General features: G+C 67.6%; 16 protein-coding genes and 2 pseudogenes. 2 read left to right on the top strand and 16 right to left on the bottom strand.

Going from position 1 to position 13356, the window contains the following annotated elements:
- From AMD30_RS18780 to AMD30_RS18755, 6 genes are all read right to left on the bottom strand, one after another.
- Nucleotides 1-810, bottom strand: an 810-nt coding sequence (locus tag AMD30_RS18780) for a recombinase family protein (protein WP_197282810.1), incomplete at its 3' end; no start/stop codon positions are given.
- Nucleotides 811-842: 32 nt separating this feature from the next.
- Nucleotides 843-1277: a helix-turn-helix domain containing protein gene (locus tag AMD30_RS18775; RefSeq protein WP_156354324.1), complete on the bottom strand. Its 435-nt coding sequence runs from the start codon at nucleotides 1275-1277 to the stop codon at nucleotides 843-845.
- Nucleotides 1278-1382: 105 nt separating this feature from the next.
- Complete coding sequence (locus AMD30_RS18770) at nucleotides 1383-1682, bottom strand: YciI family protein (protein WP_055476656.1); 300 nt, start codon at nucleotides 1680-1682, stop codon at nucleotides 1383-1385.
- Between the two features lie 18 nt (nucleotides 1683-1700).
- Complete coding sequence (locus AMD30_RS18765; protein WP_084817315.1) at nucleotides 1701-2234, bottom strand: SRPBCC domain-containing protein; 534 nt, start codon at nucleotides 2232-2234, stop codon at nucleotides 1701-1703.
- Nucleotides 2224-2577, bottom strand: coding sequence for an ArsR/SmtB family transcription factor (locus tag AMD30_RS18760; RefSeq protein ID WP_231632782.1), 354 nt, complete (start codon nucleotides 2575-2577; stop codon nucleotides 2224-2226). The genes AMD30_RS18765 and AMD30_RS18760 overlap by 11 nt, the downstream gene beginning before the upstream one ends.
- Nucleotides 2574-2930 (bottom strand): VOC family protein, encoded by a 357-nt coding sequence (locus AMD30_RS18755; protein ID WP_055476655.1) that lies wholly within the window; start codon nucleotides 2928-2930, stop codon nucleotides 2574-2576. The genes AMD30_RS18760 and AMD30_RS18755 overlap by 4 nt, the downstream gene beginning before the upstream one ends.
- A 46-nt stretch (nucleotides 2931-2976) precedes the next feature.
- Here AMD30_RS18755 and AMD30_RS18750 point away from each other — a divergent pair, with 46 nt between their 5' ends.
- The gene (locus AMD30_RS18750) at nucleotides 2977-3639 is read left to right on the top strand and encodes an alpha/beta fold hydrolase (protein WP_055476654.1); all 663 of its coding nucleotides are present in this window, start codon (nucleotides 2977-2979) and stop codon (nucleotides 3637-3639) included.
- On the opposite strand, the gene AMD30_RS18745 is transcribed toward AMD30_RS18750, so the two are convergent.
- From AMD30_RS18745 to AMD30_RS25535, 9 genes and pseudogenes are all read right to left on the bottom strand, one after another.
- The gene (locus tag AMD30_RS18745) at nucleotides 3623-4411 is read right to left on the bottom strand and encodes a hypothetical protein (RefSeq protein ID WP_231632781.1); all 789 of its coding nucleotides are present in this window, start codon (nucleotides 4409-4411) and stop codon (nucleotides 3623-3625) included. The genes AMD30_RS18750 and AMD30_RS18745 overlap by 17 nt on opposite strands.
- 276 nt (nucleotides 4412-4687) lie before the next feature.
- Nucleotides 4688-5065 carry a VOC family protein gene (locus AMD30_RS18740; protein WP_055476653.1) on the bottom strand — a complete coding sequence of 126 codons (378 nt, stop codon included), beginning with the start codon at nucleotides 5063-5065 and terminating at the stop codon, nucleotides 4688-4690.
- 249 nt (nucleotides 5066-5314) lie between these two features.
- Complete coding sequence (locus AMD30_RS18735; RefSeq protein WP_055476652.1) at nucleotides 5315-6607, bottom strand: vWA domain-containing protein; 1293 nt, start codon at nucleotides 6605-6607, stop codon at nucleotides 5315-5317.
- The gene (locus AMD30_RS18730; protein WP_055476651.1) at nucleotides 6604-7908 is read right to left on the bottom strand and encodes an AAA family ATPase; all 1305 of its coding nucleotides are present in this window, start codon (nucleotides 7906-7908) and stop codon (nucleotides 6604-6606) included. The genes AMD30_RS18735 and AMD30_RS18730 overlap by 4 nt, the downstream gene beginning before the upstream one ends.
- Before the next feature lie 40 nt (nucleotides 7909-7948).
- Entirely contained in the window at nucleotides 7949-9253 is a 1305-nt protein-coding gene (locus AMD30_RS18725) for a hypothetical protein (RefSeq protein ID WP_231632780.1), read from the bottom strand.
- Nucleotides 9254-9465: 212 nt separating this feature from the next.
- Nucleotides 9466-9900 carry a DUF1801 domain-containing protein gene (locus tag AMD30_RS18720; protein ID WP_055476649.1) on the bottom strand — a complete coding sequence of 145 codons (435 nt, stop codon included), beginning with the start codon at nucleotides 9898-9900 and terminating at the stop codon, nucleotides 9466-9468.
- Between the two features lie 100 nt (nucleotides 9901-10000).
- The gene (locus AMD30_RS18715; protein ID WP_231632779.1) at nucleotides 10001-10858 is read right to left on the bottom strand and encodes an ABC transporter permease; all 858 of its coding nucleotides are present in this window, start codon (nucleotides 10856-10858) and stop codon (nucleotides 10001-10003) included.
- Nucleotides 10855-11232 carry a DUF4162 domain-containing protein gene (locus tag AMD30_RS25540; RefSeq protein ID WP_231632783.1) on the bottom strand — a complete coding sequence of 126 codons (378 nt, stop codon included), beginning with the start codon at nucleotides 11230-11232 and terminating at the stop codon, nucleotides 10855-10857. Before AMD30_RS25540 ends, AMD30_RS18715 begins: the two co-directional genes overlap by 4 nt.
- A 189-nt stretch (nucleotides 11233-11421) precedes the next feature.
- Nucleotides 11422-11756: pseudogene (locus tag AMD30_RS25535) on the bottom strand (ATP-binding cassette domain-containing protein); the annotation flags it as partial.
- 235 nt (nucleotides 11757-11991) lie between these two features.
- On the opposite strand from AMD30_RS25535, the gene AMD30_RS18705 reads away from it, so the two are divergent.
- Entirely contained in the window at nucleotides 11992-12753 is a 762-nt protein-coding gene (locus AMD30_RS18705) for a TetR/AcrR family transcriptional regulator (protein ID WP_055476648.1), read from the top strand.
- 25 nt (nucleotides 12754-12778) lie between these two features.
- On the opposite strand, the pseudogene AMD30_RS25530 reads toward AMD30_RS18705, so the two are convergent.
- Nucleotides 12779-13356, bottom strand: a pseudogene (locus AMD30_RS25530) (NAD(P)/FAD-dependent oxidoreductase); the annotation flags it as partial.

Genomic DNA, 13356 nt, shown 5'->3' with positions numbered 1-13356 from the left:
ACCTATCCGTGCAGCAGTCCCGTGTGTCTTACCGGTCCCGGGTGGTCCGATGAGCAGCACGTTGGTCGCTGATTCCAGGTAGGCGCAGGTACCCAGCTCGCGGATGAGGTGGCGATCCACACCGGGTGCGGCGTCATAGTCGAACCCGTCGAGGGTGGCTGGGGTGGGCAGACACGCAAACCGCAAGCGGCCGGCCAGGCGGTGGGCCTCGGTTGCTGAGACCTCGAAGGCCTCCCGAACCAGCGGGCAGCGCTTCGGGTCGATCTCGATCCCACGTATGTCACGGCCACCTCGCCGCTCGATCGTGTTGATGTAGCCGATGGGTGCTTGACCAAGTGTGCCGCCCTGCTCAGCTTTCCGCCGCATCTTGTACGAGATATCGACGCCGTCCCGTGCGGAGCGGTACTCGTTGACTGCAGCAAGCAGGCCGTGGGTGAGCTGGCCGACGGGCGTTTCGTCGATGTTCTCGGCCGTGCTAATCAGCTTGACGCCGTTCGCGGCAAGCTGCGTGACGATGGCGACGTCGTCGGCTCGGTTCCGGGCGAGACGAGACAGGTCGTAGACGATGACATGATCGACGCCCGAGTCGTTGGCGGCTCTGTCGAGCAAGCTTTGTAGTGCTGGCCGTGCCGTGATGGTGGTCCCAGACCGTCCGGGTTCGACATACTCCTCGATTATGGTCACACCAAGCTTGCGGGCGGTTGCCTCGCACGCCGCTCTCTGGGCGGGGATGGAGAGTCCTTCGGGACCGAGATCGGGTCGGAGTTGTTTGGTGCTGCTGACACGCAGGTAGGTGAGTGCGGTGGTCATGAAGTGCTCGCTTTCTGCCCACCCGTTCTCCTTCACTGTGACAGCTCCGCCTGAGTTTCAGCTTGAGCGGACCGCCCCTTTGTATCCCGCATGGTGACGCCGACTGCACGCAGCTGGTGCCGGACGGTGCCGTGATCAAAGCCGGTTCGTTCGCCGACTTGTGCCAGTGACAGGCCCTGCTCGTACAGCAGTTTCATCTCATCGACTTGCTTGGCCGTAGGGGAGCGTCGCCGCATCTGCACGCCCGCTCGCTTCAGGGCGCTCGAGACGCGTTGCCGGCTGATTCTGACCTCCGCAGCTACCTCGTAGACCGTCTTACCGTCCTCGTAGAGCTGGCAGATGAGGGCGATGTCATGCGGCTCGAGCCGCCGCACTTTCACAGGTGCGGGCTTACTCAAACGGTCCGGTTTGCCCGACTCTTGGCGCTCACGCACACATGCGAGTGCCAGCTCAACGGTAGCTTCCACCTTACGACCTGCGATTTCATGCTTTGAGTACTCAATCAGGAGTCCCACTGAACGAAGCCCGTTCCGACCGATGTCGGAACGGGCTTCGTCGTTGTTCGGGTCCGATCAGTCCCGTCCGATACCGACGGGCATCGGGAGGATCTCGACGCGCGCGAGGCCCGAGGTGATGGCCGGGTCGGCGGCGCTGATCGCCCGGACCTCGTCTTCGGAGTCCGTGCGGACGATGCCCAGGCCCCAGTTCCCGGCCGGGTCGACGACGGGTCCGAAGACGACCGCGGTGCCGTCGGCGAGCAGCCCCGACCAGTACGCGCCGTGCCGGCCCATGATGGCGGCCTCGTCATCGGACATGTCGCCGGGCCCGAAGGTCGGCCTGGGCGGGACGAGTTTGTACACGAAGTGCGACATGGGATGGGCTTCCTCTGTTCAGGTGGGTGTGGATTCGATGACGGCGACAGATGCCGCCAGGGCGGCGGCCCAGCCGCCGGAGTACGCGCCGGAGCTGTAACCGCCTGGCGCGGCGCAGTCTTCGCGCAACTGATCCTCGCTGAGGCGCTCCCAGCCGCGGTGTTCCACGGACACTCGCGTCAGGGCCGGGCCGAGAGAGGTGAACGCCAACTCGACTTCGGTCGGCTCCGGGGTGTTCAACCACGACATGACGAAACGGTTCGGGGGCTCCCACACCGCGAGACGGCCCCACTCGGCGGTGGTGCCGTCGTCCCAGGTCTCGAAGACCCGCCCGCCCGTGTATTCGTCGATCGTCACGGTGCGGGCACGACCCCCGCCGATGGACATGGGCTGCAACGGCCACCAGACCCCGATGGTTCGGACGAAGGTGGTGAAGACGTGGTCTAGGTCGCTGCGGACGGTGGTGGACTGCCGTATCGGTGGACGCCGCAGCGGGAGAACGGAACCGCCGCCACCGCCGGGGGATTCGTCGACTCTGCGTTCACCCGGCACTGTTCACCTCGTCGTCGTCGGTCAGTCCGCGTTCGGCCTCGACCAGTTGCCGCGCGACGTCGAGAGATGACGCCCACATGTCGTCGAGCAGGTCGCGCAGTTGATCGATGCCCTCGGGTCGGGCGCGGTAGATGCGCCGGGTTCCCTCGCGCCGCTCGGCGAGCAGCCCGGCGTCCTTCAACACCGTGAGGTGCTGGGAGATCGCGGTACGGCTGACGTCGAACCGTGCGGCGATGTCGCCCGCGGACAGCTCCTCGCCGGATACGAGTTCCAGAATGGCGCGGCGGCGGGGCTCGGCCATCGCGCGCAGGGCCTCGTCGACGCCCGGCATCTTGTCGGTCACGTCCAGAGCCCGATCGAATTGCCGTCGGGGTCGGCGAACATCGCGAAGCGGCCGTAGCCGTCCGGCAGCTCCGTGGGCGGCACGAGTGCGGTGCCGCCCAGTGTCTCGGCCCGGTCGAGGGATGCCTGCAGATCATCGACGCGCATGTACACACTCACCCCGCCGGCCCCGGCCGGGTCGGACACGGCACCGATGCCGCCGCCGACGGCGCCCTCACCCGCACCGGTGTCGACCAGCGAGTACTCCGGTCCGTGGCTCTCGTCGACGGTCCAATCGAACAGCTCGCGATAGAACGTGATGAGGCGGCTGGGGTTTTTCGAGGTGATCTCGAAGAACGCGACGGGTGCTCCCATGATGACTCCTTGTGTCAGATTAGTCGGCCGTCGCTAACGTTAGTGAATGCTGACAGATATCGCAATGGGTCGACGACGCGGACACGTGATCAGTCCGGAGATCACTCCGCCACCCGGTTACACCGACGCCGACCTGCAGGCTCGATTGGCCGCGGAGGTCGCGGATTCGGCTGAGCTGCAAGGGCCCTGGCATGTGGTGGGGCATTCGTTCGGCGGACAGGTCGCCCTGGAACTCGCGATCGCGCGGCCCGATCTCGTGTCGCGCCTCACGCTTCTGTGCACCCGAGACACTCCCTTCCCGGCTTTCGATGCAGTGGCCGCCGCCGTGGAGGCCGGCTCGGTCGATGTCGACGGCGCACTCCGACGTTGGTTCAGCACAGGTGAATTGCAGGCCGACGGCCCGGTCGTCCGGTATGCGCGGGAGGCAGTGGCCACCGCGGACCGGGCATCCTGGGCGTCGGCGTTGCGCGCGATCGCGGGCTTCGACTGTTCGCAGCGCACACCCTCGATCGCGTGTCCGGCGACGGTGGTTGCGGCCGAACACGACACGGTGTCCGACGTCGGTTCGATGGAGGCGATGCATCGTCGTATCCCGGATTCGGAATTCGTCGTTCGTGCCGGCGCCTGGCACATGAGCGTCTTCGACGACCCGGTCGCGCTGGCCCAGGTTCTCGGTGACCCGGCTGTGCCGCCTAAGCGGCGTCCTTGATGACCTGTCGCTGTGCCGCGAACATCTCGGCCAGGTTGTTGCTGACCTCGGAATCCATGGCGGGCGGAGTGTCGTCGATGGTGTTGTGCGTGACCGAGAACGACACGCCTCGTTCCTCGCCGATCACGATGATCCCCGCCAGATTGAGCTCGAACCCACTGACCTCGTACGCGCCGGTCATCCGAACGGCCTTGTAGTCGTCGTCGATGGGCAGGTCCACCTTCTCGAGGGTGAGTGCGACCGGGACGTCGCCGTCGTCGAGTGTCAGCGTGAAAGAGGAGCAGGCGGAGAGGATCTCGTCGAATTCGTCGTAGCTGCTGTCGGCCGGTTTGGTGACGTCGGCGCTGTAGTTGTCGAGGCCGAAGAGGATCTCGCTCGACGACGAGGTCTCGGTGAGCTCGCGTTCGGCGCGTTCTCCGGTGGTCTGCTGGGAGTCGACCAGCGTCTTGCACTTCTCGTTGTCGACGGTGCTGCCATCGTCGTCGGTGGCACCCGTCTCGGTGGTGAAATCGCCTGTGATGTCCGGGAACTGGTCTTCGGGCAGGACCAGATCGAGTGCTGAGGCGGTGGGGACCGACGGCTCGTCGTCGCCACCACTCAGCGTCAGAGCCAGCACCACCGCCACGACGACGATCAATACGAGGACGAGTCCACCGCCTCCGATGATCCACCACTTCTTGCCACCGCCAGAGGTCGGCGGCGGGGGGTTGCCGGCCGAACTGCTGGTTGTACGGCTGGCCGTATGGCTGCTGTCCGAAGGGTTGCTGGCCATATGGCTGCTGACCATACGGTTGCTGACCGTACGGCCCCGAGTGGGGCTGACCCGGAGCCGCCTGGGGCCCACCGGGTTGGTGACCGCCGGCGGGCGGCCATCCGGGTTGCTGCGGCCCCTGCGGACCCATGGCGGTCGGCTGGTTGGGGTCGTAGGGACTGCCCACGGTCGGCTCCTATGCGCTCGGTGACCTCGGGAGATTACCGCGCGCGACGTGCCGGATCGTCGCGTTTCATGCAACCGAATGAGCCACGCTCGACCACCGGTCCCGACGGATCACCGGAGCGCGGGCGGTGGATATTTCGGCTCGTACAGGGTGATCTCGCCGGCGCCGGGAACCTTGAGTCCGACGGTGACGCCCCACCCCTCGTCGGTCGGGGCGCCGGCGAACTCCGCGCCGCGCGCCGAGAGTTCGCGCATCGTGGACTCGAGATCGTCGCACATGAACGACACGTCGAACTTCTGGTCGGTGCGTCCGGCGGTCCCTTCGTGCTCCCACGCATTCGGGTGGGCGCCCATCTCGCTGGGGCCGGTCTTGAAGATCAGCCATCCACCGCCGGTGTCGACGTGCGGAAAGCCGAGCACGTCGCGGAAGAAGGTGCGTGCGGCCTCCGGGTCGTCGCAGTAGATCAGTGTGTGCACTGCGGTGATCATGGCGGTCAGAGTAGTCCGCGACGAGACTGTAGCCGGCGGAATGACCGCCTCGGGGTCGGGTGGCCCGGGCCGCTGGGAATGCGCTCCTATAGGTCGTCTCGAGAATTCTCGTCCCCGTGAGCACGGTCGAAGGGCAATGTGCCCTTCGATACCGCTGAGGGGGATGAGAATTCGTCGCCGGTCGCGGCAGGCACCTCCGGGAACGACGATCGCGACAGTTCTGCCAACGAGCCGACGGCACAAGGGCGCTCACCGACCCGCCTCACCGATGCGCACGACGTGGGCCCAGTCGGGTGGCGCCGACCACCCGCCGGGATGGGCGCCACCGCCCCCGAATCCGGAGACGGGCGAACCGGTGAGCGGGACATACGCACGGTGGTCGCGCGCGAAGAGACCGACGATGGTGCGACAGCCGGGCCGGTGACTCGGCCACGGGGTGTGGCCGTCGGTCAGTGCGACGACGACGTCGGGTCGGGTACGCAGGGCGCTGTCGAACCCGGTGCGCAGGTCGGTTCCACCGCCGCCGTGCAGCGGGATGTGCTCCGCACGGCAGATGGGTTGTGCGACATGCGCTGCGGCGTCGCACGACACCACGGTGAGCCGGTCACGCCGGCCGCTCACGGCGCGCGAGATGGCGGCCACCTCGAGCAGGGCGCTGCCGAGTTCGGCATCACTGACCGACCCCGAGGTGTCGATGACGACGCTCACCTTCGGTGGCGTGCGCCGAAGGCTGGGAACGATCACGCCGGGCACCGCCACCGACCGTCTCGCCGGCCGCCCGTAGGTGTAGTCGTCTCCGACACCGGAGGTCGACACCGCGGCTCGTATCGCGGCGCCCAGTAGTGCCTGCCAGGGTTGTGGCGGGTGCACGGCGTCGCGTGCCCACCGCCGCCAGCCGGCCGGCACGTCGCCTGCGCGGTCGGAGATCGACGTCGCCACCGCGAACCGGACGGCTTCGCGTTCCTGATCGCTCAGACCGTCGGCGCCATCCGGTCCCACTTCCCAGTCCCGATGACGGCCGTCGCTTCCGCTACCGCACTCGAGCCAGGCCATCTCATCGGTTCCCGGGCCCAGGCTGAACCACCGGAGGTAGTCCTCCATCAGCAATCCGGTGTCCAGATCGAGCGCGGATGGGTGGACGGCGTCGTCGGGCGTGATGAGTCCGTCCCCGTATACGTCGTCGTTGACCTCGAAGTCGGCGGCGATGTTCATCCGCAACCGTTCCGACGGACCGTCGGTGTCGTGGTCGTCGGCATAGCGGTCGCATCGGCCCGCGTGATCCCGGAGGAGATGAGAGACCAGGTGTACCAGGCGTGCTGCGATCTCCTCCTCGGGTCGGCTCGCGACGAAGGCGGGCGACAGATAGCAGCGCCAGTGGCGGTCGACGCTCATGGTCGGGACGCGCGGCGATTCGACGAGGTGCAGGGCGTACAACGCGGTGGCCATGTACGGCCGGGCGCGGACCGCTTGCAGGCGAGCCACGTAGATCTTGTCCGAGATCGACTCCGATGCCGTCGACGCCGGTGCCTCGCTCATCGTCATCGCATCCGGCCCCGCCCTGGTCGAGCGGCGACCCGCTCGGCGGCGTCGTCGGCTGCGCGAGACACCGACACCACCCCGGCCAGCTGGTCGATCGTGCTGGGGATCTGCCAGTCGTCCCGGCGCAGGCTCGCCAGGGTGGTCGCCGGGACCACCACGAGGTCGGGAGCGCCTGTCTGCACCGCGACGGCCAGCACTTCCCATGCGGCGTCCCACCGGTCGCGGTCGGGTCGGCGCCGAACCGCCGCGACGACGGCATCGAGTGTGGCCTGACGCAGGTCGCCTCGATCGGGGAGCGTGACCGCGGACGGATCGGCGAGCAGCGTTTCGGGGTCCGGGAGATCCATGTGATCGATACTCGCCAGCAGTTCGAAGCCGGGCCCGTCGCCGACCGTGCCGCGGATCAGCAGCGAGAGCACGTCGGATGACGCGGAGGCGGCTGTGGCGAACGCGATCAGTCGCACCGTCGCGGCCCAGCTTCGCGGCGACGGCCAGGCGCCGCCCCGACGGGTCTGGCTTCCCGGAAGCTTGTGGACCAGCGCGGGCCGCGCTGCCAGGAGTGTGCACACGGCGCGGCGGGCGAAATCAACAGCACTGGGGAACTTCTCCGGGTCCAGGGTCGGCAATGTCGCCGTGGGCCAGGTGCCTCCGAGACCGCGCACGACGACCTCGTGGTCGTGGGTCCAGTGCAGGTGGACGAATCGGTTGGCCAGCGGTGCGCTCAACTCCCAGCCGTCCGCCGCCGACGACGGTGGGTTCGCGGCGGCAACGATCCGGACTTCGGGAGGCAGTTGCAGTGCGCCCACTCGTCTTTCGAGCACGAGTCGCAGGAGCGCCGCCTGCACCGCGGGAGGTGCCGTGGAGAGCTCATCGAGGAAGAGCAGTCCGCGGCCCGCGTCGGCGAGTCGGACGGCCCAGTCGGGCGGCGCCATGGGAACGCCCCGAGTCGCCGGGTCGTCGCCGACGATGGGTAGTCCGGAGAAGTCCGACGGTTCGTGGACGCTCGCGATCACGGTCGTGAGGGGCAGATCCAGGGACGCGGCGAGTTGCGTGAGCGCCGCGGTCTTACCGATCCCCGGTTCACCCCACAGCAGGACCGGGAGGTCGGCGGCGACGGCGAGCGTGAGCGCCTCGAGCTGGTCATGGGACCGCTGCTCGGTGGTCGTCTCCTCGAGCATGGCGAGTAATCCGGCGGCCCTGTCGAGTTGAGCACCGCTGGATCGATCGCTGCCGGGCTGAGCGTTGGCGTCGTCTGGTGCGGACTCGGTGGTCCGGGGGAGTGTGGTCGAGGCATGTGCGGGCATGGTTCACCTACGGGTTGTGGAAGGGAAGGGGGGATCGGCGTCAGCGATGAGTCGCATGTCGTGGACGTGCGCGTCTACGTCGGCCGGTGTGGCCGCGGCGGCGGGGTCCACCGGGAATGGGTTGTGGGACAATATCTATGTCGCCGGCGCGATAGGCGTCGTGGATCTCCAACTGAGCGCGAGCGCGTTCGACGGCGTCGCGTAACGGTCCGCTCCGCAGGATCGCCTCAGGGCCGAGCAGGTGCTCGACGATTGCGAGTGCGCCATCGATGTCGCCGAAGTCGAGTCGTTCCTGTACCCCGGTGAGACAGTCGGGCCGACGATGGGCGCGGTCGATCGCCTCCAGACAGGGTAAGGGCGTGCCGGTGAGGGACGCCAGCATCCCCTCGCGGCGAATCTCGTCGCGGTCGTGATCCAATGCCGACAGGACTCCGTTCGCGACCCCGATGCGATGCAGTTCGCCGCGACATCGAACCTCCTGAAAGGAATTGTCGACAAGCGCTTTTCGACGATGGGGTGACGAAGGGGAGTCGGGCGTCAATGCGGCCGCAACCAGAGGGTGCAACCGATCGGGAGTGATGGCGCCGTGTCGGAGCAACTCGAGGTCCGGGAGCGTTCTGGTCGCGGCGTCGGGCAGAACCGGGAACGTCGTGATCTCCCCTGGCGGCGGGTCGTTCACCCAGTGAGCAGCGGTGGGGTCGTCGATATCATTGTGCAGGAACAGATCTCCATGTGTTCCGAGCCGTATCCGCACGCACCCGGACCGGTGCCCCTCGGCGCGGAGCACCACAGTGGCTTCGGCCGCCCACCGATCGACGGCGCAGCCGTCCGGCAGGTCGGGAGGCGGGGACAGGATCGGCGGCGACGGTGAAGAGTCAGCGCCGCAACGGATTCGGAGCTCACTGGTATGCCGGACGTCCCACAGGTGGCGGTGCAGGTCGAGGCGGTATCTGCGATCGGGTCGAGGGTGAGGGTGTGGGTCGGGCGTCGATCCGTCCCACAGGGCCAGCGACACTCGCTGGCCCGCGTCGGCCCAGCGCGGTGCCGTCCGCGCGACCAGATACGTCGAACCCACTGTGCCGAAACGATTTCCGTGTTCGGGCCCGTAACGTGCCAAGGCGATGGTGAGGCCGGGTCGTAGGTGTCCTGCGGGACCTGTTCGCGGCAGATGCCAGCGCAATAGGTCGGGGGCGAGATGGAGAAGGTCGTCCCGTAGGAGTTCGGCCAGGTCGGGGCCGCACCTTCGACGGATGTCGGCGAGATCGATATCGGGGTCGAAACCCGCTGCGGCGCAAGCGCCGATCCAGTCACCGGCGCGGCGCGCAGCGGTGGCGGCGTCGATCATGGAGGGCGGTACCGCGAACTGACGGGCGCGGAGCCAGAGGGAGAGGCGGGGAGGAAATCCAGTCGTGGGCGGGAGGCGCATCAGCACTCACCGCGCACGACGTGGACCCCCAATCTTTGTTCAGAGGAAGTCAACACCCGTCGAAATATACCGTGTCGCAGTCCTCTTGGCCAGGGGTGGGCCCCGATGGCCTGCCCGCGGTCCTCGAACGGTCAGCTCACAGCCTTGGCGACGAGCGTCGTGATCGTCTTCTCGACCCCGGCGTCCACGGTGCTGACAGCGAACGACGTGGGCCAGAAACCGCCGTCGTCGAGGTGTGCGTTCTGGGTGAATCCGAACGTGGAGTAGCGCTCGTTGTCGTCGTGGCCGCTGCGGAAGAAGCACACGACCTTGCCCTTGAGTGCGTACGCGGGCTGCCCGTACCAGAGTTTGGGCGCGAGGTCCGGCGCGGTCGCGGTGACGATCGCGTGGATGCGTTCGGCCAGCGCGCGATCGGCCGGGTCCATCTTCTCGAGCTTGGCGAGCAGATCGAGTTCCTCGGCCGCTCTCTTGTTGCCACGCCCGCGGGTCTTCTCCTTCTCGAGTTCCGCGGCGCGCTCCTTCATCGCGGCACGTTCCTGATCGGAGAATCCTCCCGAGTTGCCCATACGTGTTCCTCTCCTGGTCGTCATGTATCGAGGTGTCACTCACGGTAGCGGGGCACGACCCTGTCGGGCTTCTCGATTCGTGACCGATGAGCCGGCTCGATCAGCGGCGGAGATGCCGGAAGGCGGACACCGCCAGAGGAAGGAAGATCGCGATGATCGCCACCGGCCACGCGATGGCGAGAAGCGTGGCGTGGTCGGCGAACACACTGTCGCCGCCGCCGATGACAGGGGCGCCCAGGAGCTCGCGCAGCGCGGACGCGGTCGCCGACAGCGGGTTCGCGTCGGCAATCGTCGCGAGCCACCTGGGCATGGTCGACGTGTCGATGAACACTGTGGAGAAGAACAGGATCGGCCACACCAGGATGTTGAACGGAACCAGCGCTTCGGGACTGGTCGCCTTCAGACCGATGAAGATCCCGGTCCAGAGCATCGCGATCCGGAGCAGGAGTAGCAGGCCGAGCGCGGCACACGCCTCGGGCGCACTGGTGTCGGGACGCCACCCGAAGGCCAACCCGCCGGCGACGACCACGACGAGCGTGATCAGCGAGTCGAGTAGATCGGCAACACACCGGCCACCCACCACGGCGATGCCGCTGATCGGCAGCGAGCGGAATCGGTCGGTGATCCCCCGTAGGGAGTCCTGGCTGACCGCTGCCATCGTGGTCTCGAGGCCGAGAAAGGCTGTCATGGCGAGGACACCGGGCATGACGAAGTCGATGTAACTGCCGCCGACATCGCCTCCGAGTGCACCACCGAGGAGGCCCAGGAACAGAGCCATCAGGACGATCGGCCACAACCAGCCGAAGATTCTGGCTCCGAGAAGGTGACGCCAGTGCTGGATGTCCCGACGGGTGATCGTCCATGTGTCGGCGAACGCGCGTACGACGGGGGAGGTCGGTCCGTCGGGCGGGATGCTGGCGGGCGCGGCCTGAGGAGTGTGGGTGGTCGGGATCGTCACTTGTGGGCCTCCGCAATGGTGGGTGGGGTGTGTAGTCGTGCGTCGTCGGGCGCGTCCCCGAAGGGGGTGTGCCCGGTGACCTGGAGGAAGACCTCGTCCAGTGTCGGTGTGCGCACGGCGATGTCGCGGACTTCCAACCCGGCGTCTCGCAGGGCCGCCGACGCCCCGATCACCGATGCGGTGCGATCGGCCAACGGCACGCGGACGCGATTGCCGACGATGGTGATCTCGCCCGCAGACCACTGCGAGAGCATGCCCCGGAGCCGGTCGGCGTCGGCCTCGTGGACCGTGCTGACCTCCAACCAGTCGTCGCCGGCGCGGGCTTTCAGTTCCGCCGGGCTGCCGTCGGCGACGACTCGACCGCTGCCGAGCATCGAGATGTGGTCGGCGAGCTGGTCGGCTTCCTCCAGGTATTGCGTGGTCAGCAGGACGGTCGTGCCGCCACGTACGAGTTCCCGGATCGCGTTCCACACATCCTGCCGCACACCGGGATCCAATCCGGTGGTCGGCTCGTCGACGAACAGGACCTCGGGAGCGGTGATCAGGCCGGCCGCGAGGTCGACACGACGCCGCATCCCACCCGAATACGTTTCACCTGGCGATCGGCTGCTTCGTCGAGTCCGAACCTCTCGAGCAACTCCGCCGCGCGCCGAGCCGCGGTTGCCGGTCGATACCGGTTGAGTCGGGCGAACATCACCAGGTTTTGGCGACCCGTCAGGGCTTCGTCGACGGCGGCATGCTGACCGACGAGACCGATCCGCGCTCGCACCCGGCCGGGGTCGCGCACCGCGTCGACGCCGGCGACCCGGACGCGCCCTGCGTCGGGCGCGAGCAGGGTGGTCATGATCCGCACCGCAGTCGTCTTGCCCGCACCGTTCGGGCCGAGCAGGCCGTGCACGCTGCCACGCGTCACGGCGAGGTCGAGTCCATCGAGGACCGGCGCCGCCGATCCACCGCCGTATCGCTTGCGCACGCCTTCGAGCGTGATCGCTGAATCGGTGTCACCCACCGCGAGCCTCCTCGGGGCCAGTTATACGACGTTATTTACACCGTACGTTACGAGCGTACGATACGGTGGCCCCGAACGCACGCGTCGGTGGGATCTGGTTGTGCGAGTGACTACGAGGAGGTTCGTGAACACGCCGAAATCCGCACCCGAGGTGGTGCGCAGCCTCTACCTGCTGTGGGGGCATCATCCGCCGGCGGGTCGTTCGGGCATCACAGTCTCGCGGATCGTGCATGCCGGGATCGAACTCGCCGACGCCGACGGGCTCGACGCCACCTCGATGCGCAAGGTCGCCGAGCGGCTGGGCGTCAGCACGATGGCGCTGTACAACCACGTGCCCGGCAAGGACGACCTCACCGCGCTGATGGTCGACGCCGTGTACGGCGGCCTCTACGACAACGCTGACTCGGCGACGGACGCAGGTGATTGGCGGGCTGGCATACAGTATGTCGCGCAACGGAATTGGGAACTGATCCTGCGCCATCCCTGGCTCCTCGACATCCACGACGCCCGCAGTCTGCTCGGGCCGAACGCCGGAGACAAATACGAAGCAGAGTTGCGTGTCCTCGACGGGATAGGTCTGTCGGATCTGCAGATGGAGGCCGGCCTGACGACTCTGTTGACCGTCGTCGAAGGCGCCGCGCGTGCATATCGCAGTGACCACGAAACCCGGCAGGCGTCCGGGATGGCGGACCCGGAGTGGTGGGCCATCGTCGCGCCCGCACTCGGCCATCTCATGAAGGACCAGGACTACCCGGTATCCGGGCGCGTCGGCACGACCGTCGGGGCCACCTTCGACTCGGCGCGCAGCCCGCAGCATGCGCTGGAGACCGGCGTGACGATCGTGATCGCCGGGATCGATGCACTGATCCGTGCCGACGGGGACTGACCCGGGTGTTCCTACCGGGCGCGGTTCACACGCGTCCGCGCAAGATCGCGTTCCAGTAGAGACGGGGCAGCACGTAGCGGTCGAAGGCCCATGCGCTCCGACGCGGCTTCAGCGGGTCGATGACCGACGGCAGCGACGAGGTGATGGTTCCGTCGCGGTCGAACTCGGCGGCGATCAGATGGTGGGCGTCGGTTGCGATCGGCGCGACGGTGTACCCGTCGTAGGTGGTGAGTTCTTCGCCGGCGCGCGCGGCCGCGAGGTTGTCGACGAGTACCGCGACCTGGCGCCGCAGCCCGCCACCCGACGGGTCGGTGGCGATCGCGGCACCGTCGCCGGCACCCCAGATCGATGCGTGGGTGCGGTGGCGCAGCGTGTGGGGATCGATGTCGACGAGTCCCCGGTCGCGAGTGCCGGCCAGACCCGAGTCGGTCACGAGGTCGGCGCCCCGGAACGGCGGGACGAGATGCAACATGTCGTACTGCACGTCCTGGGTCTCCAAACCGGTCACCACGGTGACCCGGCGATCGACCGGATGCAACCGGACGGTGCTGTCGAGCAGGACACGGACCCCGAGCTCGTCGAGGCATTCCGACAGGCGGGCGT

Source organism: Gordonia sp. HS-NH1 (assembly GCF_001418765.1).
Taxonomy (GTDB): domain Bacteria; phylum Actinomycetota; class Actinomycetes; order Mycobacteriales; family Mycobacteriaceae; genus Gordonia.
Note: the sequence above shows the minus strand (reverse complement) of the source record. Positions and strands in the feature narration are given on the sequence as shown.